Here is a 22023-nt window from a genome sequence, read left to right as displayed (position 1 = left end):
GGGGCTGCGCTGTTCAGTCGCCGACGACATCGAAGTTGCAACTGCGAGTGGCCTCGACCTGGTACATGTCGGACTTGGTCGGGACGAAGAACTTGCCGTCGTTACCCTCGCGATGGCGTTCCCCAGGCACCGAGACCGGCAGCGCCGGCTGCCCGGTGAGTTGTTCGTAGTCGCGGATCAGACGCGTCATGGACACCATGCGATCGAGCATCCGACGCAGCATCTCCATGCCTTCCTTGTCACCCAACACTTCGCCTTTCTTGTCGCCCACGAGCATCGCCGGGAAGCCGTAGCCGACCATGATCATGCGGTTGAGCAAGGCGCACTGGAGCATCTGGTTGTAGACCTCGACATGGCCCATGCGCCGACCAGTGACCATGACCCCGGCCACTTTGTTGGTGAGGGTGCGGTCGTGGCGCAGGAACCCGGTGCCGACCCGTTCCAAGAACGCCGACATCAGAGGGGTTGCGCCAAAGCCATGCACGGCACAGGCGAAGATCACGCCATCGCTGGCTTCCATGAGGCGCACGGCGCGCGCGGCGTCATCTTTCTGGGCGCAGGGTTCGTTGCGAAAATTGCAATCACCGCAGGCCCCGCAAGGGTCGATTTTGGCGTTGGCCAATGAGAAAACTTCGAGAATGACATCCTGTTTTTCCAGGTACTCGGCCGCCCACTCCAGCGCTCTGGCATTGTTGCCATCCACCCGTTCCGAGCCATTGATGGCGACATACTTGATCTTGTCCGTCATGGTGCTTCTCTCTCCTTAGAGTTTTACCTGTTCCCGGGCACGACGATCGGCGGATCGTCCTACCATGCCTCCAGCGCTGCCGGAGACTGTTTTAGCGTGCGAGGTAATCGGCGATCGGATACTTCGCGCAAAGCGCCTCGGCCTCTGCGCAGAATTGCTGGCGCAGGAGCGGATCGAGGGTGAACTCGCTGTCACCGAGCGGCGTCACCTCGTCCAGGATCCGGCAGAGCAGGTCGACGATCTCCCGGCAACCCTGTGGGTCGACATGACGCTGGGCGAGGGCGCCGGTACCGATGCGCAGGCCACTGGTGACGAAGGACGAGCGGGTTTCGCCGGGCACACGGTTCTTGTTGACGACGATTCCACAGTGCTCCAGCGCGGTCTCGGCGATAGCGCCGGTCATCGCTGCACGCAGGCGGATCAGAATGGTGTGGTTCTCGCTGCGACCGCCCACCACTTCATAGTCCCGGGCCTGGAATTCGCTGGCCATTACGTCCGCCGCAGTGCGGATGCGCTGCATCTCGGCATCGAACTCAGGGGTCATGGCGTAACCCAGTGCCGCGGCCTTGGCAGCCATCATGTTGACGGCCGGTGCGCCTTGCATCCGCGGGAACACCGCCAGTTCGAGCACGCGGCTGAACGTCGCTTCACGGCCAGGGACTTTTTCGTGGGCGTCACGGCCTGAGAGAATCAGGCCACCACGCGGGCCGGCGAGCTGCTTGTGGGTACAGGTGGTGGTGACGTGCGCAGCGTCGATCGGGCTCGGATGCCGCCCGGTTGCCACCAGACCGGCAATGTGCGAGATGTCGGCCATCAGGATGGCGCCGGCTTCGTCGGCGATCCGGCGGAAGCGCTCGAAATCCACGACTCTGGAGTAGGCCGTGGCACCGCAGATGATCAGTCGCGGCCGATGTTCCAAAGCCAGCCTGCGGACTTCGTCGTAGTCGATCAGGCCTTCCTTGGTGGTGCCATAGCCGATGGCGTTGTAGTAAGTGCCCGAGAACGTCACGGGGCTGCCATGGGTCAGGTGGCCGCCGTTATCCAGAGCCATGCCCAGCAGCGTGTCGCCAGGCTCGAGCAAAGCCGCGAGTACCGAATAGTTGGCGCTGGAAGCCGAGTGCGACTGCACACCGGCGTACTGCGCAGAGAACAGCTCGCGGGCACGCTGGATCGCCAGAGACTCGACCAGGTCGACGTTCTCGCATCCGGCGTGATAGCGGCGTCCGGGCACACCTTCGGCGGTCACGTTGACCAGCACGGAGGACGACGCGGCCAGGGTGCGCGGCTTGACCGCGCAGCAAGAGGCCACCAGAGAGAGCGTGCGTTGCTGGCGAGCGACCTCGGCGTCGAGGATCCGCGCCAGTTCGGCATCATGTTCCTGCAGATCGGCCAGGCCACGCTTGAGCAGATCAGCCTGGGTCAGAAGTGGTTGATGATTGACTGTCATGACTTGCTATCCCTTCCTTTGGTGTTGTGTGCTGCAAAAGACAGCACGGTTTCCTCGACCTCGTGCGCATGGGTACGCACGAAGTAGTGCCCGCCACCGGCGAGGGTGGCGGCTTGGGTGACGTTGATGAACTTGCCCCATTGCGCCAATACGACTTCAGGCTCGGCGGTGGCCGGATCCTCGTCGCCCAGCAGCACCAGTGCCGATACGCCATTGGCTGGGTACTGCGTCAGGTGGCGATAGGCTTCGCAGGCGATCAGGTGGTCTCTTCGACCGCGAGCCAGCATGCTCTCGACCTGACTGTCGAGCAGTCCGGTGAAGGCCCCCAGCGATCGCAAGTAGTCGGTCCAGATCTGGTCCGAGGTGGTTTCAGCCGCACGAATCGCGGCGTCTGCATCCAGCACCGGGCGCGAGGCGGCCACCACCAGAGCGAGGTGGTTGTGGTGGGCGGCGATGCTTGAGGCAATGCACGCGGCGGTCGCCGCGCCTGCGCAGTGGCCATAGATCACCAGATGGGCAGCGCCGATTTCTTCGATGTCGCTGGCAAGGCTGTCGAGCAGACTTTGAAAATCCGCGGCGTTCTCCACCTCGGTATCACCGAAGTCCACGCCGAACACCTGCACATCCGGATTACCTTGAAACAGATTGCGGTAGGCCGTGGCGTCTCCGCCGCCGAAAGGCACCGCAATCACCGCGGTCGAACCCGCGGCTGCTTGCACGTTGCCAAAACAGACCAGACGTGCGGCTTGTCGGGTGGCGGCGCAGACAATGCGTTGAGCAAGACCCGCTGCCGTCGGGTGCTCGAAAAGAGTCACTATGGGCAAATTGCAAGACAGCCGCGACATCACGCGAATCGCGTCAAAGGAGTCGCCGCCGAGGTTGAAGAAGTTGTCCTCGTGGCCGACACTCGGCAGGTTGAGCACCTCGGCAAAAGTGGCGCAGACGCGAGCCACTTCATCAGCCAGAGCGTGTTCATCAAGCTGGATGTTTTCAGTCATTCCATTCACTCCTATCCATAAATACATCAGCGAGTTCATTGAGCAGATTGGTGGGTGCGCTGGCGTTGCAAAACGGTCCCTCGAGTTCCAGGAGCAGTTGCGAAGCGCCGGCACGCCGTATGTCGATGCCGACCGGAAAAGCGGCACTCATCACGTGTGAAGCCGGGATGCCGCGTCGACCGGCACCATTGATGAACAGCTCGGACGCGCGGCAGCAGGCCAGCGCCTGGCGCGCAGCCGGAGAGCGACGGGCGCATGCTTCAAGGCTGATTTGCCCGGGAAGCACAAGCGCTCCAGGGGTCGCCACGGAGCGTGGAACAAGCCCTGTCATCATGCCGATGGCATCCTGCTGGTGAGCCTGGCGCCAGTTGTGCGACGAACACAGGGTGTCGCCCTCGGCGATGACACCGGCCCGCTGCAGGCAGCCCAGGAGTTTCGCCACGGGCGGCTTGTCGGCATTGATCGAGGCGATGTCCAGGGTGCGTTGCAGGCTGATGCGCTGCCGTTGGATGTCGAAGGCCAAGCGCCCGGTTTGCAGCAAACGCACGGGGGTCATGGCGTGCGCCGCAGCGGTCAGCTGCGTGCCATCAACTTCCGCGAGCTGTGCTTGTGCCTCGATGTATTCGCCATGGCGTTCGCGCCCTCGACGCATGCACATCAGGGCCGAGTCGATGTCTTCTGTTTGTAGCTGTCGTGCCAGAACCTCAAGGCTATGTTCGTCGGCCAACCCATGATGGATCGAGACCAGGCAGTGCACTCCAGTGCGGGTGGTCAGGCTGCCGGCGGCAAATAGCGCAGTGCCGGATCTGACAGCCAGCTGAACCTTGCGCAAGGCCTCTGGAGCGCCGTCTCCCCCCAGATCGAGCACCTCAAGATACTGGCCAAGCGCTTCGCCCCATCCAGCGATCACCAACTGACGCAAAAGTCCCAAATCCGGGTGGATCGCAGTTTTGACCGGTATGACGATGGAAACTTCCTGAGCGACCCCGGCGTAGATGCCTTGGGCGACCATGGCCTTGGCCTCGACACTCAGCCTGGCATCGGCAAGTGCTTGCGTCATGCTCATCTGCTCGGTCGAATCTTTGGTCGAGCGTTCAACTGTTATTTTTGGCATGTCAGATCCTCGACGCACAGGCAGCAGCCGGCGGCGATCTCGATCCATTGGGGAGCACATTCCCGGGCACTCGCATCTCACCCGTTCAGCGGGAAAGACATAGAACGCGCACAGGTTTTTGTACGACAGACTCAGTCAGTCATGTCGTAAAAATGTGTCGGTGATTTACTGGCTATGAGCGGGCCAATCAATTTCTAAGGCGCACGCTAAGGAGAGAGCCTGACGTCATCTCGGGCACGGCTCTGAGGGTATGGGAGTTATTGCTTACAGCAGTTCGCTCATGGGATGAGGTGCTGAAAGCCGGGGACACAAGCGAGTGCGGCAGGCATCGAGCCACAGTCATGTCGGCAGAGAAAAACATTTAGCCATTCCTTAGCTTTGGTCGAAAAGTGTCGCCTCTTGGCGATCTCAATAATGCATTCTTTGACACGGCTCCAAACTCGTCCTTATGGAGCCAAGGAAACCCCTACGCGTCATGGGGAGTAACCTTAGTCGGAAATGTCGTATCCGCAAGTAAGATTTTTCCGATTATTAAGAATAATTGTCGGAAGATCTGGAACTGCGGTTCAGCAGTGGAGAACAAACAGGGGTTGTTGTCAGCGCAGTATTGGAGGAGTGGTTCAAGGGTGAAGTGCGCTACGGCCCGGTAACAGGCCGCAGCGCCGAGGTGAGGGGAGAGATAGAGGGAAGGGTTCAGCCGTGAATATGTTCAGCCGCATGCATGGCCAGGTACGCTTCCAGCTTCTTGTCGTTCAATCCCAAGGTGTCGAGAATTTGCGCCATGAAACTGACTGGCGCGCTGCCGGGAGCCGTGACCACACCCTGGTCGGCAACTGCGTACGGTACGTCCTGGTAATAATCTGCTCCGCGATAATGCACCTGCTTCAGGTTGTCAACGGAATTGGAGGTGTGCTGCAAGTGATCCAGCACTCCAGCCTTGGCCAGTACGCGGGTACCGTCACAGATTCCCGCCACGACTATGTTCCTGTCGTGGGCCTCACGGACCAGCGCCTCGATGGCGGGTGCCTTGTCTGTTTTCCAGATCGGGCCTCCCGTCACAATCAGCAAGTCGACATCGTCCAGCCGAATGGCCTCGATGGCCAGGTTGGGGATGATGGTCATGCCTCCGGATGATGTCACTTGCTTGCCACCGGGAGCGGCAAAACAAGTCTCGAAGCCATAGTAGGCGCGGCCCGTGGAGTTGATCAGCGCGGGCTCCCAGTCAGAAAAATTCTCGGTGAGAATAGTAACGGCACGTACCATTTGAGTGTCCTTCTCAAGCTTCCATGATAATCAGCAGCAACCTGCCCAGCAGGGTTGTCCTGGTGGGCATGGCCGTCGAGTGTAGACGCCAGCGGGGCTGATGAATGATGTGGCTGAGTATTGGCAGTGTGTGTTTCAACTGACAATGACAGTGATCAACGCGGCGGCATATTCAGGCGTGAAACGTTGAGAGGGTGTTTCGTTACGCTGCGCAGCCCGCCGTTCTTACCTGGGAGACTTAAAGCCAGACGCCCAGGTTCAAACAGGCTCCATTCGGGAAAACTGGCTTCTCAACCACGTATAGAGTTGCGAAAAGGCAGGAGAAATCTGCTTGCGGTGCGGACATACCATGCTTAACGGCGAAGCGTTGCCCGGATGATCCGCCGGCAACACGACCAGTCGCCCGGAGCTCACGTCAGCGCTGACGTCCAGCCTGTTGGCGCCGGCGCCGAATTGACCCAGTTGCCGAGATATCACTGACCCGGGCAGACTCCTCGATAACCCACGATTTTTTCCGCAAACGGAGTCACCTACATGGACGTCATCAATCAGTTGCAGCCCGAAGAGTGTGCAGGCATGGAGGATATTCGACGCGAAATCGACGCCCTTGATCAGGTTGTTATCAAACTGTTGGGCAAGCGTTTTCACTACGTACTGGCTGCCTCGAAGTACAAGACCTCAGTAACTTCAGTGCGTGCTCCGGAGCGTTTCAAGGCCATGTTGGCGACACGACGCGAGTGGGCCGAGGCTGAGGGCCTGAGCCCGGATGCAATCGAGAAGATGTACAGTGACTTGGTGAACCACTTCATTGCAGAAGAGATGAAACACTGGGCGGCTCATCAATCCAACACCTGACTCTAGTATCCGGACTGCGTCAATCGCCCTTTATGTCAGCTGCAGTCGGCCATTTGCGGACATGCCATAGCTTCCCATCACCCTTCGCTAGCCTTGGGACTCAGCTAAAGAACTGATTCATGGAGCTTAGAGACGAGCAATGAAACTAAACCACAGGCCAGTGAAGGCTAGCGACGTTAAAATGATCTGCGGCTTTCCTCAGAACGCTCAAGAGTTGTTTTTCATGTTTCCCAAAGCGCACTTCCCGCTAACGGAAACGCAGTTGATTACCGCGATCTCCCAGCGCTTTGACTCTACCGTCGTGGAGATCAATGGGGCTGTCGTTGGGTTTGCCAATTTCTATCGAGCTGAACGCAATGGCGTTTGCTGTATCGGCAATGTCATCGTCTCGCCGAGCGCTCGGGGCGAAGGAGTGGCCACGTTTATCGTAGAGACGATGACCGCCTTGGCATTCGAGCGTTACGGAGCCAACGAGGTGCAGATTTCCTGTTTCAACGAGAACACGGCAGGGCTGCTGCTCTACCCCAAGCTTGGGTTTGTGCCTTATGCCATTGAGGAGCGACCTTCTTTGGGAAACGGCCGATCGGCCCTCATACACATGACGCGCAGCAGAATCTCAACCGGTTGAATCCACAGTCGTTAGCTGCCCATCGCGGAGGCCCGCTTTCGACCCATAGCAGTCACTCGGAATCCAGCGTTGAGATAATTTAGGAGGGCCATCGCGGGAAGGTTCGCCCCACCTTCACTGCGTTCCCCTCAGAGTGCGATCTATGATCTTGCTTTTAAAGATCGCAGCCTCGTTGCACTGGGTAGTTCCTACAGGGGATGCTTCCTCACAGTCTACGGTTCAATTCCGGATGCCTGCGCTAATAATCAATAGCCATATTTTCTGCCGTCCTTGAATTCGATATCGGAAAGAATACTCACCTCTTTGTCAACGTTATAGAGATTAGTGCTCTTGACTAGATCCGAACCTGGGAACGGATCAGGCTTGGCAGTTTTATGCTCTGCAGCTTTTAACTTGTCGCGAATCAGCACTATTTCCTCGAAGGTCATCTTCGGAACCAGATTTGGATCTGAACCCGCGTGAGCGCCATAAATAGCAGTGTCTTTATTAATAACAGTCAACGTTGCCGAAACCGAAGCCACGTAATCTTTCATGTTGCCCACAAACAGCGACGACGGATAAAGATGGTCGCCTGACAACAGCACGTTGTTCTTTTCATCATAAAGCGCCACTTCATCCTGAGTGTGGCCGGGCATGCTGAGCAGCTTCAGTGTGACGACACCCAGGTCGATCACTTCATTGGGCTTGACCAGGCGGGACACCTTGAATGGCTCGAGCACAAACTTATCAAAATCCCCAAGATATACGGACTCCGGCACGTGGTAGAGCCCATCGTCCTGCTTGAATTTGCGCGTGAATTCGGTATCCAGCAGATAGATGCTGTCGAAGTTGTGCAGGCCGGCGATATGGTCGAAATGCAGGTGGGAGGGCAATACGGACAGCGGTTTTTGCGTGATGCTCTTGACGACCTTGGTGATGTCTTCTTTTTGCTCTGCGCCGGCATCGAGCATTAAGGCTTTGTTATTGCCGATAATCAGATAAGAATAATTGGCTTGGTAGTAAGTGGGTTCGCCAATGGCGTAAAGATTGTCGTTTAATTTGTGCACAACGAAATTGGATTTCTCTTTGATGGCGTCTTCGGCGTGAGCGTTGAACACAATGGTCGCAGCCAGGGTTAAGGCAAAGGCTATTTTTTTATTATTGATTTTCATGGGTGAAACTTCCTCGTGGTGGAGCGCTTAGTCAAACCAATACGAGGGCGTCAAACAATCGATAAGTATTAAAGTATTTATGGTTAGAAAAACTAAAGGTTTGCAGAAGACGGGGCGGCGGGCCTTCCGTTGACGGGGTCTACGGGATCAGTTATTACCTGCCGATCCATCGCAATTGACTAACCTGGGCCGTCACCTATGAGCTTGCCACCCCTCCACAGTTTCAAGGTGTTCGAGTGCGTTGCACGGCTGGGCAACATCAGTGCAGCGGCGGATGAGCTGCATGTCACCTCTGGCGCTGTGAGCCAGCAGTTGAAGGCGCTTCAGGCCAGCCTGGGGGTGGAGCTGCTGGTCAAACAGGGGCGGCAATTGGTGCTGACCGACAGCGGCAGGGTGTTGCAGAAACATGTGGCCAGCGCGATGAGGGAAATCGGCGGGGCGGTTTCGGTCCTGCGCAACGCGACCGTCAGGCCCGATGAAATTAAGCAACTGACCCTGTCCATTCCCGGGGCCTATGGCCTCACATGGCTGGCGACGCGTCTGTTCACCTATATGGATGAGAATCGCCACATCAAGCTCAATGTCATCAGCGAGGTCAGCTACGGTCTGGTCGACTGGCGTCGAGCGGATGTCGCCGTAACCTATGGAACGCCGCCCGGTGCCGGTTTTTGGTGGCGCCTGCTGCACGGCATTCGCATGACACCGGTGTGCAGCCCTCAGCTGTTGCGTGGCGACAGGGCCATTCGACAACTGTCCGACCTTGCCCACCATCGCCTGTTGCATGAAGACGATGGCGCACAGTGGCGGCGTTGGCTGACCGAAGCCCGTTGCCATGAACGCGAATACACGGATGTGCATTTCGACGACTTCGGCATGGTGCTACAGGGCGCAATCGACGGCTTTGGCGTTGCCCTAAGCGATGAACTGGTATCGGCCAGGGATCTGGATGACGGGCGCCTGGTTCAGCCCTTCACCTTGAGCGTTCCGGCCCTGCATAACTACTACTGTGTGTGCAATGACAGCAGCCGGGGCCGCCCCGAAGTCGATGAGTTCATCGAATGGCTCGGCTCCAGTACCTGATCAGTCGGCCATCAGGCATCGATTGGAATGGTGATGCTTTTGGTGAGCTCTTTCAGCAGTTGGGTATTGAGTTTGAACGCCTGCCAGAACAACTGGATGTCCAGCGTATGCTCAGGGGCCAGTTCTATCAGGTGGCTACTTTCACACGCCTCCCGGATCAGTTTTTCCGGCCCCATGCACCAGCCCAACCCCATCATTGCCGCTTCGATAAGTCCTCGGGAACTGGGGATGTAGTGCACTGGCATTTGCATTGATTGGCCGAACAGTTGCTGGCAGAAGCGCTCACTCATGGTGTCTTGCCTATCAAACAGAATGGTCGGCGCACGCTCCAGCGCCTGCCAGGTAAAACCTTCAGCAAAGTACTCTTGCTGAAACCCTCGGCTGGCTACCGCCTTGTAGCGCATGGCCCCGATCGCCTTGATTTCGCAACCTCTGACAGGCTTGGGATCGGTGGTGATGGCGGCAATGGCGGTTCCATCACGCAGCAGTTGATTGGTGTGTTCATGATCGCCCATCCGCAAGTCCAGCGACACGTCATGGGCCTTGATCACCGGCAGTATCGCCGGCAGGAACCAGGCGGACAGTGAGTCATCGTTCAAGGCAATCGTCAGCCGGGTATTGACCGTATTGTTGGCCTCGCTCAATTCCTGACGGGTGTCCATCTGCAGCATCCGGACCTGTTGCGCCAGGCGCAGCACGACTTCTCCCGCCGGCGTAACCTGGGTCGGCAGCATTCGCTTGACCAGCAGCGTCCCGACACTCTCTTCCAATTGCTTGATCCGATGGGACACGGCCCCCGGCGTGACATGCAGCACTTTGGCCGCTGCCTCGAAGCTTTCCTCCTCGATGACCGCCAGGAATGTCATCAGATCTCGGGTGTCGAGCATGGTGCCTCTGGTTTAGTTTTTCTAATGATTGGTTAATTTATTTAGCTTGAGGATACCTGCGGCGTTGCGTCTACTCAACGTGCCTGGACAACACGCCACGGCTACTACAGGAGTCTTCGACCATGAACACGCAAACCACTCACGCCCCGGTTCGGCCCTTTCTGAACTGGCCCATCGCAACCAATCTGAGGACCCTGCCGACCCAGGTGGCAATGCTCGGGCTGCCGCACAGCGAGCCTTATCCGGGCAATCCGCACCCCAACGACCAGGCCCGCGCACCGGACGCTATCCGCTGGCAATCCGGCCAGTTCTGCGATGGTCAGGCGCATTGGGATTTCGATCTGGGCGCCGAGTTGTCCAGCGTGCTGCCGCCTCATTGCGTCGACTACGGCAACATGCCTTGGACCCACGGCAACTACGACGAACACGCCGCGCAGGTCACCGAATTGCTGGCCAGCCTGTGGGGCGACGGGGCGCAGGTGTTCATCCTGGGGGGCGATCATGGGGTGACCATTCCGGCGCTGGATGCCCTGGCGGTATTGCAGACCCCTGTGCACATCCTGCACATCGATGCGCATTTGGACTGGCGTGCCGAGGTCAATGGCGTGCGTCGGGGGTACAGCAGCCCGCTACGCTGGGCCAGCGAGAAACCGTGGATTTCCGGGATGACCCAGATTGGTATGCGCGGCACCGGTAGTGCCCGTCGGGAAGAGTTTGTCGCGGCTGAGGTCTACGGATCGCGGATCTTTACCGCAGAACAGGTTCACGTCGACGGCATCGGGCCGGTATTGGCCACGATCCCCAAAGGCGCTGCGGTCTATATCACCGTCGACGCCGATGGGCTGGACCCGTCCGGCATGCCCGGCGTATTGGCACCGTCACCGGGTGGCCTGCGTTTCGACCAGCTTGCACCGCTGTTACGGGCCGTTTCGCGCGATTGCAAAGTGGTGGGGATGGATGTCGTGGAAGTGGCGCCCAGCTTTGATGCCAGCAATGCCATCACCTGCATCACCGCCGGCCGAATGATCCTGAATGTGCTGGGGGCTTCATGGGGTAATGGCGGCGCTTACCGTCATCGCAAGTGAGTCATCGATTTAAAACTGACGCAGTTGCATCTGATTACTTCTCTAAGTCTAATAAAAAACAGGAATATCCATCATGAGTATGATCAAGTTGATCGGACTCTTCGCGCTCGCCTTGACTTCAACGCTGGCAGTCTCCGAAGAGTTAAAAACGGTACGCATCGGGATAGAACCGAGCTATCCACCGTTCTCTTACAAGACAGCCGATGGCGGTACGGCTGGCTTTGATTTTGATATCGGCAATGCAATCTGCGATCAGATGAAAGTCAAATGTGTGTGGGTCGATCAGGAATTCGACGGGCTGATCCCTTCACTTAAAGTCCGAAAGATAGATGCCATTCTTTCTTCGATGTTGATTACCTCGGAACGAATGAAGTCCGTGGATTTCACTCAGCAATACTATCGAAGCATGCCAGCCAACCTAGTCATGAAATCGGGATCGGTCATCAATAATCCTCTGGCCGATCTCAAGGGGAAAAAGGTCGGTGTCCAACAAGGCACTACCAACGATCGTTTTGCCTCCGAGGTCCTGGCCCCAGCCGGGGTCGATGTTGTGCGTTACGGCTCCCAGGGCCAGTTGTTCCTGGATCTGGTGGCGGGGCGACTGGATGCCGGGCTGGCCGATGTCGTCAATATCTACGAAGGCTTCCTCAATACCGACGCCGGTAAAGGTTTCGCCGTAGTCGGGCCTGACTTCGATGACCCGAAATACTTTGGCGACGGCAACGGCATTGCGGTGCGCAAAGGGGATAAGGCGTTACTGGAGCAGCTCAATTCGGCGATTGCCGCCGTTCACGCCAACGGCACCTGCAAGCGCCTGCAGGAAAAGTATTTCAAGTTTGAAGTGTGCGGTAATTAAAGGTGTTTAGTTAGTAGAGTCCCCCTGGAACTATGGCTTCAGGGGGGGCTTGCGGTGCTGGGTGAACCAATCAAGTCCAAAAAAATAGGAATGTATGCAGCTCGATGAGGTTGAGTTGTTCGCATTGGAACATCTACTCAGTGCGAGCGATGCAGGCGTACCCGCGCCGGCTCTCAATGCTGATCACTACCGTGTTCAAGAGCGGACTATCCCAAGTCTCCGGTAACGAGAGCGGTATTTTTATCATGGACGGCGGGGGCTTTTCCGGTACAGCGGGGGACGCAAGTCGCCGTACACTTTTATCGCTCGTAGTGAGTGCGCGCCCGTTCATTCAACAAGATTTGAGGGCGCTTGTTTAAACGCCATCGGGTTTACTTCCTGAAAGCTACAAGTCCTTGCGCCGTTGCCTACGGCTGCGCCAGAATCCGCCGGCTTGTGCGCTTTGGGGCTGGTCTCTATCGTTTCCGGGTCGCTGCCAATTCAGCGTCCGGATTTGACCGTCCGATCCAATCAAGGCGTATCAGTGCCCAATAAAAGCTTCCGGCTTTTTTGCGGTGGCTGTGCGTGGGACATCTTCGGGTGTGCCGGATTCCTTGATTTCCGGTCGGTCAACCCGCGTACAGCTGCCACCTCAATTCGTTTGACCGCGAACGGTGGCGGCTCCACTAATCAAGGAGCAACACCATGTTCAAAGCCACGCCCAATCCCCCGGAAACGGACGACGTTTCCCCCTACGAATCCACCGATTCCAAAAAACTCAACGATGCCGCCGAGCGGGCGCTCGACTTCCACTTCCCGTCGAATGCCGACATCAAAGCCATCCCGCGAACACGCAGTACCCTGTTTTCCGTAGACCCCGAGGCCACGGCCGAAACACTGGCGGTTTATCTGGTCGAGACCCTGGCCTCGGTCGATGTAATGGTCCATCAGTTGGTGGATCATCTGGAGGGTGAGTCGCGCTACGCGCTACTGGGCATTTCCAACAGCATCATGATGGCGGAGATCACTGCGAACCGGGTGTTGGATAAGATTGATCTCCCCAAGTAGGGCCGGTCTGCTAGAAAACTCCCAGTGGTCTGCCGATCACTGGGGGGCGCAAGACCTGCGAGCTTTGCCGGAAGCCGGGGCGTTACTTCGCAAACCTCCGCGCACCCACCACACACAAAATCACCGCAACAGTAACCCCAAGCATGCCAAGACTAACCTGCTCGTGAAGCAACGTAGCCGCCAGCGCCAAGCCAAAAAATGGCTGAAGCAGCTGCAGCTGTCCAACGGCAGCAATCCCGCCTTGAGCCAGTCCGCGGTACCAGAATACGAAGCCGATGAGCATGCTGAAGAGCGACACGTACGCCAGGCTCCACCAGGCCGGCGCGCTGATGCCCGAGAACGAAGAGGGCGCCAGCCACCAGGTCAGCGGCGCCACCACCGGCAACGACAACACCAGTGCCCAGGAAATCACCTGCCAGCCGCCCAGGGTTTTCGAAAGCTTGGCCCCTTCGGCGTAACCGAGGCCGCAGGCAAGGATGGCCAGCAGCATCAGGATGTCGCCAGCCGGTGAGGCGGTCAGGCCCTGGGAAATGGCGAACCCGACCACCAGCAGGCTGCCCAGGACCGAGAACAACCAGAACGCCGGCCGGGGACGCTCGCCACCGCGCAGTACACCGAACGCGGCGGTCGCCAGCGGCAACATGCCGACGAAAACAATGGAATGTGCGGATGTCACGTACTGCAGCGCCAGCGCCGTCAGCAGCGGAAACCCGACCACCACGCCCAGCGCGACGATGACCAAGGGCAGTAACTGGTGTCGTGCAGGACGTTTTTCCTTGAACAGCCACAGAATGCACAGCGCCAGAACGCCGGCGATGGTGGCGCGGGCCACGGTCAGGAAGACCGGGTCGAACTCCAGCACGGCCACCCGTGTCGCGGGCAGCGAACCGCTGAAGATCAGCACGCCGATGAGTCCATTGACCAACCCGCTGGAGTTCTTTTCCATCGTCTGATTTTGCAGCTTCGATGCACGTTCCATTTTGAATTCACTCAGTCGGGTTGCGTGAAGCGCATCGTATGGCTGACTATCGATACAATCAAAAAATTGTCATGGATACATTTCCCTATGCCTCGCTCCCGGTACAAGTCGCTGGTGGACGCCTTTGCAGCTGACATCCGATCAGGGCGTTTGCCGCCCGGTACGCGCTTGCCCACGCATCGCCTGCTTGCCGCCAGCCACGGATTGGCCTTGGTTACTGCCAGCCGGGTTTATGCAGAGCTGGAGGCCATTGGCCTGGTCAGCGGGGAAACGGGGCGCGGGACTTTTGTCCGGGAGACTTCGCTGCCGCCGAGCCTGGGGATTCATCAGCCCAATGTTGCGGCGGGGATGATCGACCTCAATTTCAACTATCCCTCGGTGCCGGGGCAGGCCGATCTGCTACGCAATGCCTTGCGTCAGCTCGCGTTGTCCGGCGACCTGGAATCCCATCTGCGCTACCAGCCGCATGCAGGGCGCCTGCATGAAAGGGCATCGGTCGCGCGTCATTTGGTTGCGCGCGGGCTGACGGTGCAGGCCGAGCAGGTGTTGCTGGTCAGTGGCGCGCAGCATGGATTGACGGTGGCCCTGATGGCGTTGCTGCAACCGGGTGACGTGATCGCGGCAGACGCCTTGACCTACCCGGGGTTCAAGGTGCTGGCCGAAACGCTGCACCTTGAAGTCGTGCCCATTCCTGGAACCGACACCGGGCCAGATCTGGAAGCATTCGAAAAGCTCTGTCGAAGTCGTTCCGTGCGAGCGGTTTACACCATGCCGACGCTGCACAATCCGCTGGGTTGGGTGATGCCTGCGGATCAACGCGAGCACCTCGTGGCTATTGCACGCAAGTATGACCTGCACATCATCGAAGACGCGGCGTACGCGTTTCTGGCTGAAAATTCGCTGCCACCGATTGCGCAACTGGCACCCGAAAGAACGCTGTACGTTTCAGGATTTTCCAAGAGCGTGGCCACCGGGCTGCGCGTCGGATTCGTCGCAGCGCCCTTGCAAACGGTGCCCGCACTGGAGCGCACGATCAGGGCGACCACCTGGAATACCCCCGGAGTGCTGACGGCGATTGCTTGCGCGTGGATCGATGACGGAACCGTCAGCCAGCTTGAGGCGCAAAAGCGCGCAGACGCCCAGGCCCGGCAAGCCGTGGCCGACAAGCATCTGGCCGGGCTGCATTTCGTGCGTCATCCATCGTCCTACTTCATCTGGCTGCCTTTGTCGGAAGACGCGCGGGCCGACCAGATCGCCATGGCGTTGATGCGCGAGCACGTCGCGGTGTCGACCGCCGAACCGTTTGCGACCTCTGTCCATGTGCCGCACGCGATCCGCCTGGCGCTGGGCTCGGTGGATATGGGCGCGCTTGGGGTGGCGCTGGAGAAAGTGAAGCGGGTGGTGGGGGCGTATGTGTAAAAAGCCATTCTCTGCGGTGTGATCTACACTTTTCTCTCTTTGACGGAGGCCAGCCGTTCGTGGATGTTCTCGCGCTTGTCTATGACTACTTGTCTCTGTGGGTGATTACGCCAGTCACCGACCAGTTTCTGGGCATCTTCGATTTGAACGGCCGCTTCGGCCTGGCGTTTCTGTTTTCCTCCTACAGCGTTGCCTACGGCCTGTTCCGCTACCGCAAATCCCGCGGGCTGACCGACGCGCGTTCTTTCGGGCAATTCATCGGTGGGACACGGGTGCATTTGCATCGCTCGGCGTTGCTGGATTACCGCTACTACTTCGTTCGCGCCATCCTGAAAGTTGCGCTGGTGTTGCCCATCGTCGGCCTGGTGGATCCGTACATTCTGCGTTCCGGTGACTACGTCCGTTTCATGACCAACCTGTGGGGCGCGCGCGTGCAAGTCGGCGACCATCTCTCACTCTCGCTGCTCTATGGGTTGGGGGTGTTTATGGTCAAGGATTTTGCCAACTATTGGGGCCACCGGGCGTTTCATACCCGATGGCTGTGGGCGTTCCACAAGGTCCATCATTCGGCGCCCGTCCTGGTCCCGGCGACCGCCAGCCGGGTTCACTTCGTGGAAAAAATTGTCGAGAAGCTGACGAATACGGTCTGTATCGCGGCCTTTGCCGGCGTCTTCTGGTACGCCTGTGGGGGCGAGATCAGCCGTTACACGTTGTTCGGCGTGACCTGGCTGGTGCTGATCCTCAACGGTTTTGCCGCGAACCTGCGTCACACCCATGTGTGGCTGTCGTTCGGGCCGCTGTTCGAACATGTGTTGAACAGCCCGGCCCAACATCAGATTCACCACAGCGACGCGCCCCGACACATCAACAAGAACTTCGGCATCAACCTGTCACTCTGGGACTGGATGTTCGGCACGCTCTATGTCACCACCTCGAAACCGGAATCCATCCGCTTCGGCACTGGTGAACAGGATCACGAGCGTTACCTGACGGTCTACAGCCTGATCGTCACGCCATTTGTGGACATCGCCCGCAAGATCCGCCTGGCGAAACGCCCCCAGGCAGCTGCGCCCGCCGCTTCACACCCTCCAACGTTGCCCGCCGAAGGATCTCGTAAAGCATTCAGCTGAGCGAAGGGCGTCACCAAACACAAGCATGACCTACGCTTGTTCACAGACGCATGTTCAGTGAGCAGGGTTTGCTCCTGAGCGAGATTCAATCGGCACCCACAAAAACAATATCGGGAGACTCCATATGCTCGCCTTGTTCCGTCGCTCCATCGCAGTGGCCATGACGGCTGCCGCGCTCTCTACGCCCGCGTTTGCGCTGGATACTGTCAAGTTCATGGCCCCCGGCTCGGTCGGTGGCGGCTATGACCAGACCGCCCGGGATCTGGGCAAAGCCCTGGTCGAGGCCAAAGCCGCAAAATCCGTCACCTTCGAGAACAAGGGCGGGGCAGGCGGGACGTTGGGGCTGGCGCAATTTGCCAACAGCACCAAGGGCGATCCGAATGCGCTGCTGGTGGTCGGTGCGATCATGGTCGCGGGTATTGAACAGAACAAGCCGCAAATCACCCTGAAGGACGTGACCCCCATCGCCCGGTTGTTCACCGAATACAACGTGATCGCCGTGCGCAAGGAGTCCGAGTTCAAAACCCTCGACGACTTGCTTAAAGCCTTCAAGGACAAACCCTCCAGCATCACCTGGGGCGGTGGTTCCAAAGGTTCGATCGATCACATCGGTATCGCCGATCTGGCCAGCAAAATGGGGATCCCCGTCAATAAGGTCAATTACGTCGCCTTCGCCGGTGGCGGCGAAGTCGTGGCTCAGGTACTGGGTGGCCAGATCAAAGTGATCACCGGTGGTTATGCCGAGTTGGGCCAATACATCAGGAACGGCCAGTTCCGTGTACTCGCCATCGGTGCGCCCGAGCGTATTGCCGGCATCGATGCGCCGACACTGAAAGAGAGTGGCTACGACGTGATTATCGGCAACTGGCGCGGTGTCTACGGTGCGGCAGGCCTCACACCCGAACAGCGCAAGGAAGTGACCGACGCCGTCCTGGCTGCCGCCGAAAGCCAAGGCTGGAAAGCCAATGTCGAGACCAATAAATGGGCGCCTAACGTGCTGACCGGCGATGAGTTCGGCAAATTCGTCGATGAAGAACACGTGCGGCTGCATGGGATGCTGGTCGAGGTCGGGCTGATCAAATGAACCAGTCTCGTGGAATCTTGCCGGTACAACTGGCGATCGGCTTGGGCGTGGTCGCCATCAGCGCCGTACTGGCGCTAGGTGCCTACCAGTTTCCCGAGGAAATGGGCTTCGTCATCCTCGGTGCTCATGTCTATCCCTATGCCTTGGCGGTGTTCCTCGGCGTTGTCGGCCTGTTGCTGTGTTACCAGGCGGTGACCGGTGGTTTTCGCGAACTGGCGGATCACGATGACGAGTCTGCCAAGGCACTGCCCGGCGGCAAACTCGGGGCTGCCTGGGTGACCGCGGGGCTGGTGGCCGTGGCGGTGCTGATCAACCTCATCGGGTTCGTCCTGGCGGCGGGGCTGCTGTTTGCCTGTTCGGCCCGGGGTTTTGGCAGTCGCCGTCCGCTGCGGGACCTGGCCATCGGCATTGCCTTGACGCTGCCGATTTACTGGTTGTTCAACGCCGGGCTCGGGGTTTCCCTGCCGCCCCTGATCAACGCCTGGCTCTGACCCCGGCCCAAGGAGATAAACACGGTGGATATTCTCTCAAGCCTGGCCGTCGGTTTTGCCGCTGCGCTGACGCCGATCAATTTGATGTGGGGATTTATCGGCTGCTTGCTCGGCACGGCCATCGGTGTCTTGCCGGGGATCGGACCGGCACTGACCGTAGCGCTGCTGTTGCCGATCACCGCCAAGGTCGACCCTACCGGGGCGCTGATCATGTTCGCCGGCATTTACTACGGTGCGCAATTTGGCGGCTCGACCACGTCCATCCTGCTCAACACCCCTGGCGAGTCGTCATCCATGGTCACGGCCCTGGAAGGCAACCTCATGGCCCGTAACGGCCGGGCAGGGCCGGCCTTGGCGACGGCGGCTATCGGCTCGTTTGTCGCTGGCACCATCGCGACGGTTCTGCTCACCTTGTTTGCCCCGATCGTTGCCACGCTGGCGCTCAAGTTTGGTCCTGCGGAGTATTTTGCGATTCTGGTGCTGTCCTTCACCACCGTGTCGGCGGTGCTGGGGGCTTCGATGCTGCGCGGTTTTGCTTCGCTCGGGATTGGCCTGACCATCGGCTTGATCGGCCTCGACTCGACCTCGGGCATTGCCCGTTACACCCTGGGCGTGCCGGAGTTGGTGGATGGCATCGAAGTCGTGCTTGTGGCAGTCGGTTTGTTTGCTGTGGGCGAAGCGCTGTACAGCCTGCTGTATCAAAAGGAAGAGGCGTCCGGTCGGCACCGGTTGACGTCTTTATGGATGACGCGCGCTGACTGGAAACGCTCCGTTCCCGCCTGGTTACGGGGCACGCTGATCGGTTTCCCGTTCGGCTCGATTCCGGCCGGAGGTGCCGAGATTCCAACCTTCTTGTCCTATTCCGCCGAACGCAAACTGAGCAAGTTTCCCAAAGAGTTTGCGGGGAACAAGGGCGAGGGCGCCATCGAAGGGGTTGCCGGCCCCGAAGCCGCCAACAATGCCAGCGCGACCGGTTCTCTGGTGCCGCTGCTGACACTGGGTATCCCGACCTCCGCGACAGCGGCGATCCTGTTGGCCGCGTTCCAGAACTACAACCTGCAACCGGGGCCGATGCTGTTCCAGACGTCGGGTGATCTGGTCTGGACCCTCGTGGCCTCGCTGTACATCGGCAACGTCATCCTGTTGGTGTTGAACCTGCCGCTGGTGGGGTTGTGGGTCAAGCTGTTGCAGATTCCCCGACCGTACCTGAACGCCGGCATTCTGGTGTTCGCCACCATCGGCGTGTACGGCATGCGCCACTCTTCGTTCGACCTGATGCTGATGCTGGCGATCGGTTGGGGCGGGGTGCTGATGCGGCGTTTCGATTTCCCCGTCGCGCCCGTGATCGTGGGCATGCTGCTGGGGCCGATGGCTGAAAAACAGCTGCGCAACGCGTTGTCCATCAGCGAGGGCGACTGGATGATCTTTCTGACGCAACCGATCGCCGCGTCATTCCTTGCGCTGACGCTGCTGGTGCTGATCGTGCCTCACCTGCTGCACGCCCGGGGCATCAAGTTGCACGAAGATGATTGATCAAGATAAGGCACACCGCGAATCTGGTAGCAGCTGGCGAAGCCTGCGTTCGGCTGCGCAGCAGTCGTAAAACCGGAGTGCGCGGTTTTCCAGAAACACCGCATTGCCTGATCTCGCGACGGCTGCGCCGCCGAACGCAGGCTTCGCCAGCTGCTACCGGGAGCGTGCGGCATCAACCAATCTGGGCAGTTTTCTTCAATACGCAGGGCAGGGCGCTCAGTACCTTGAGCGCTGATTTCCCTGAATTGAAGAAGGTGTGCGATGAGTCTGATTATTTCCATGGCGACATTTGCCCTGGTCGCTTCGATAACGCCCGGGCCGGTGAACATTGTCGCGTTGAGTTCGGGGGCGCAGTTCGGTTTTCGCGCCAGTCAGCGGCATGTCGCCGGGGCTACGCTGGGCTTCGTTCTGCTGCTGGTGTTGATGGGGCTGGGGTTGCATGAAGTGCTGCGGCTATGGCCGGCGCTGACGCGGGTGGTGCAACTGGCCGGTGTGGCGTTTCTGTTGTTCATGGCCTGGAAACTGGCGGCGGACGACGGCCGCCTCGAAGCCAAAGAGTCGCACCGGGCACCATCGATGCTGTACGGCGCGGTGATGCAATGGCTCAACCCGAAAGCCTGGCTCGCCTGCGTGGCGGGCATGGGCGCCTTCGTCGCGGACGGCGAGGCGCGGTTGGTCTGGCAGTTTGCGGCGGTGTACCTGGTGATCTGTTACGTCTCCGTCGGATGCTGGGCTTACGCAGGCACCTTTTTGCGCGGTTACTTGAGCAATCCTGCGGGCATGCGCCTGTTCAACCGGATCATGGCGTTGCTGCTGACGGTGTGTGCTGCGTACCTGTTGATGCCCTGATCAGCCGCGATATTGCCCCGGTGTGGCCGCCAGATGTTGTTTGAACACCCGCTGAAAATGCGCCTGATCGGAAAATCCTGCTTCCAGCGCCACATCAGCAATCAACTTGCCATTGCGCAATTGATCACGGGCGAACTGGATACGTCGGTTGACCAGAAAGGCGTGGGGCGTCATGCCGTAATGCTGCTTGAAGGCACGAATGAGATAGGACGGCGACAGTTGAGCTGCCTCGCAAATGTCCTCCAGTTTGAGCGGGTGTGTGCAGTGGTCGCGAATGTAATCGGCGGCCCGTTCCAGCTTGAAATTGGGTTCGCGCAGCGATTGATTGATCGGGTTAAGTCGCTGTTGCACCTCGGTGAAAAACTCCACCGCTGCACTGTGTTTGCACAACACGTCCTGCACAGGATCCACCAGGATGTCGAACAGACCGTTGAGGCCGGCGAACAGGTTGTCGTCGCGGGTGTGGGTGATGGAAAACCGCCGGAACGCCGAGTCCCGGCTGAAACCGAGCTGGTGTTGCAGATCGGTCAGCCAGGGCGTCTCGACGTACAGCATCAGGTACGACCATGGCTGGTCGTCGATTGGATTGCAGGCATGCACATCTTCGGGGTTCATCAACACCACGGTGCCTGCGCTGACCTCGAACTGCGCTTGCTCGTGAAGGTAGGTGCTGCGTCCGGCGGTGATCGCTCCGATGGAAAAGTGCTCATGAGCATGCCGGGTGTAGCAGACCTCGCGGCCGTCAGCGATGGAGCGGGCTTCGATGAAGGGCAGGGCGTCGTCGCGCCAGAACCGGGGGGCTTTGTCAGCGTCTTTGGCAACGGTGTGTTTCATCGTCAGTGTCCCAGGCAGGCCAGCAACGGAGTGTATTAGCTCTCGCCGTCAAAGGCTCGCTGCAGAGCGGCGATGTCGAGTTTTTTCATCTGCATCATCGCTTGCATGGCCCGTTGCGATTTCTTCGTGTCGGGGTCTTTCAACATGTCCATCATGGCGACCGGCACGATCTGCCAGGACAGGCCGAACTTGTCCTTGACCCAACCGCACTGCTCGTTCTCCGGATGGGCGGACAGAGAGCCCCAGAAATAGTCGACTTCTTCCTGGGTCTGGCAGTTGACCTGAAAGGAAATCGCTTCGCTGAACGTGAACACAGGACCGCCGTTCAGCCCTGTCATTGGCTGTCCGTCGAGTTCGAAACTGACCGTCAGCACCGAGCCTTCAGGCATGCCATGCACCTCCTGGCCAGCCTTTCCATAACGGGTGATGGCGGTGATTTTCGAATGATCGAAGATCGAACAGTAAAACTTTGCTGCCTCTTCAGCCTGATTGTCGAACCAGAGGCAGGGAGTCAGTTTTTGCACGCGTTGCATGGTGGCGCTCCT

Annotated in this window: 22 protein-coding genes and 1 pseudogene; 12 read left to right on the top strand and 11 right to left on the bottom strand. The window is 58.9% G+C overall.

The genetic code is table 11. The features are described 5' to 3' along the window. Positions 1-13 precede the first annotated feature (13 nt). From ACA049_RS16845 to ACA049_RS16820, 6 genes and pseudogenes are all read right to left on the bottom strand, one after another. Complete coding sequence (locus ACA049_RS16845; protein WP_104995203.1) at positions 14-748, bottom strand: flavodoxin family protein; 735 nt, start codon at positions 746-748, stop codon at positions 14-16. A 91-nt stretch (positions 749-839) separates the two neighbouring features. Further along, on the bottom strand, positions 840-2195 hold the full coding sequence (glyA, locus tag ACA049_RS16840) for a serine hydroxymethyltransferase (protein ID WP_403100010.1): 1356 nt from the start codon (positions 2193-2195) through the stop codon (positions 840-842). Beyond that, positions 2192-3193: a phosphopantetheine-binding protein gene (locus ACA049_RS16835; RefSeq protein WP_497328436.1), complete on the bottom strand. Its 1002-nt coding sequence runs from the start codon at positions 3191-3193 to the stop codon at positions 2192-2194. The genes glyA and ACA049_RS16835 overlap by 4 nt, the downstream gene beginning before the upstream one ends. Next, the gene (locus ACA049_RS16830) at positions 3186-4307 is read right to left on the bottom strand and encodes a hypothetical protein (RefSeq protein ID WP_497328435.1); all 1122 of its coding nucleotides are present in this window, start codon (positions 4305-4307) and stop codon (positions 3186-3188) included. Before ACA049_RS16830 ends, ACA049_RS16835 begins: the two co-directional genes overlap by 8 nt. A gap of 693 nt (positions 4308-5000) precedes the next feature. After that, on the bottom strand, positions 5001-5570 hold the full coding sequence (locus ACA049_RS16825; RefSeq protein ID WP_497328434.1) for a type 1 glutamine amidotransferase family protein: 570 nt from the start codon (positions 5568-5570) through the stop codon (positions 5001-5003). 258 nt (positions 5571-5828) lie between these two features. Continuing rightward, positions 5829-6002 (bottom strand): annotated as a pseudogene (locus ACA049_RS16820) (LysR family transcriptional regulator); the annotation flags it as partial. Between the two features lie 102 nt (positions 6003-6104). On the opposite strand from ACA049_RS16820, the gene ACA049_RS16815 reads away from it, so the two are divergent. Next, positions 6105-6425 carry an isochorismate lyase gene (locus ACA049_RS16815; protein WP_497328433.1) on the top strand — a complete coding sequence of 107 codons (321 nt, stop codon included), beginning with the start codon at positions 6105-6107 and terminating at the stop codon, positions 6423-6425. A 139-nt stretch (positions 6426-6564) separates the two neighbouring features. Further along, on the top strand, positions 6565-7053 hold the full coding sequence (locus ACA049_RS16810; RefSeq protein ID WP_497328432.1) for a GNAT family N-acetyltransferase: 489 nt from the start codon (positions 6565-6567) through the stop codon (positions 7051-7053). A gap of 245 nt (positions 7054-7298) precedes the next feature. Here the strand turns inward: ACA049_RS16810 and ACA049_RS16805 are convergent, their stop codons facing one another. Continuing rightward, on the bottom strand, positions 7299-8204 hold the full coding sequence (locus ACA049_RS16805; protein ID WP_497328431.1) for an MBL fold metallo-hydrolase: 906 nt from the start codon (positions 8202-8204) through the stop codon (positions 7299-7301). 198 nt (positions 8205-8402) lie between these two features. On the opposite strand from ACA049_RS16805, the gene ACA049_RS16800 reads away from it, so the two are divergent. Further along, complete coding sequence (locus ACA049_RS16800; protein WP_497328430.1) at positions 8403-9284, top strand: LysR substrate-binding domain-containing protein; 882 nt, start codon at positions 8403-8405, stop codon at positions 9282-9284. Positions 9285-9295: 11 nt separating this feature from the next. Here the strand turns inward: ACA049_RS16800 and ACA049_RS16795 are convergent, their stop codons facing one another. Next, a complete protein-coding gene (locus ACA049_RS16795) occupies positions 9296-10171 on the bottom strand; it encodes a LysR family transcriptional regulator ArgP (protein WP_497328429.1) in 876 nt (291 codons plus the stop codon). A gap of 122 nt (positions 10172-10293) precedes the next feature. Here ACA049_RS16795 and ACA049_RS16790 point away from each other — a divergent pair, with 122 nt between their 5' ends. The 3 genes from ACA049_RS16790 to ACA049_RS16780 all read left to right on the top strand — a co-directional run bounded on the left by ACA049_RS16790 (position 10294) and on the right by ACA049_RS16780 (position 13159). Further along, entirely contained in the window at positions 10294-11256 is a 963-nt protein-coding gene (locus ACA049_RS16790) for an arginase family protein (RefSeq protein ID WP_497328428.1), read from the top strand. Positions 11257-11329: 73 nt separating this feature from the next. After that, positions 11330-12112, top strand: a complete 783-nt coding sequence (locus ACA049_RS16785) for an ABC transporter substrate-binding protein (protein WP_497328427.1) — start codon at positions 11330-11332, stop codon at positions 12110-12112. 684 nt (positions 12113-12796) lie between these two features. Continuing rightward, positions 12797-13159 carry a DUF6124 family protein gene (locus ACA049_RS16780; RefSeq protein ID WP_497328426.1) on the top strand — a complete coding sequence of 121 codons (363 nt, stop codon included), beginning with the start codon at positions 12797-12799 and terminating at the stop codon, positions 13157-13159. Between the two features lie 82 nt (positions 13160-13241). Here the strand turns inward: ACA049_RS16780 and ACA049_RS16775 are convergent, their stop codons facing one another. Then, positions 13242-14138 carry a DMT family transporter gene (locus tag ACA049_RS16775; RefSeq protein ID WP_497328425.1) on the bottom strand — a complete coding sequence of 299 codons (897 nt, stop codon included), beginning with the start codon at positions 14136-14138 and terminating at the stop codon, positions 13242-13244. 87 nt (positions 14139-14225) lie between these two features. On the opposite strand from ACA049_RS16775, the gene ACA049_RS16770 reads away from it, so the two are divergent. The 6 genes from ACA049_RS16770 to ACA049_RS16745 all read left to right on the top strand — a co-directional run bounded on the left by ACA049_RS16770 (position 14226) and on the right by ACA049_RS16745 (position 20644). Then, on the top strand, positions 14226-15557 hold the full coding sequence (locus tag ACA049_RS16770) for an aminotransferase-like domain-containing protein (RefSeq protein WP_497328424.1): 1332 nt from the start codon (positions 14226-14228) through the stop codon (positions 15555-15557). Positions 15558-15616: 59 nt separating this feature from the next. After that, on the top strand, positions 15617-16687 hold the full coding sequence (locus tag ACA049_RS16765; protein ID WP_497328423.1) for a sterol desaturase family protein: 1071 nt from the start codon (positions 15617-15619) through the stop codon (positions 16685-16687). 124 nt (positions 16688-16811) lie between these two features. After that, positions 16812-17771: a Bug family tripartite tricarboxylate transporter substrate binding protein gene (locus ACA049_RS16760; RefSeq protein WP_497328422.1), complete on the top strand. Its 960-nt coding sequence runs from the start codon at positions 16812-16814 to the stop codon at positions 17769-17771. Further along, positions 17768-18262, top strand: a complete 495-nt coding sequence (locus tag ACA049_RS16755) for a tripartite tricarboxylate transporter TctB family protein (RefSeq protein WP_497328421.1) — start codon at positions 17768-17770, stop codon at positions 18260-18262. Before ACA049_RS16760 ends, ACA049_RS16755 begins: the two co-directional genes overlap by 4 nt. A 24-nt stretch (positions 18263-18286) precedes the next feature. Next, entirely contained in the window at positions 18287-19795 is a 1509-nt protein-coding gene (locus ACA049_RS16750) for a tripartite tricarboxylate transporter permease (RefSeq protein ID WP_497328420.1), read from the top strand. A gap of 261 nt (positions 19796-20056) precedes the next feature. Then, positions 20057-20644 (top strand): LysE family translocator, encoded by a 588-nt coding sequence (locus ACA049_RS16745; RefSeq protein WP_497328419.1) that lies wholly within the window; start codon positions 20057-20059, stop codon positions 20642-20644. Here the strand turns inward: ACA049_RS16745 and ACA049_RS16740 are convergent, their stop codons facing one another. Further along, a complete protein-coding gene (locus tag ACA049_RS16740) occupies positions 20645-21478 on the bottom strand; it encodes an AraC family transcriptional regulator (protein WP_497328418.1) in 834 nt (277 codons plus the stop codon). Positions 21479-21513: 35 nt separating this feature from the next. Then, complete coding sequence (locus tag ACA049_RS16735) at positions 21514-22011, bottom strand: VOC family protein (RefSeq protein WP_497328417.1); 498 nt, start codon at positions 22009-22011, stop codon at positions 21514-21516. Positions 22012-22023: the final 12 nt, after the last annotated feature.

The organism is Pseudomonas sp. LBUM1662, assembly GCF_059695915.1.
Note: the sequence above shows the minus strand (reverse complement) of the source record. Positions and strands in the feature narration are given on the sequence as shown.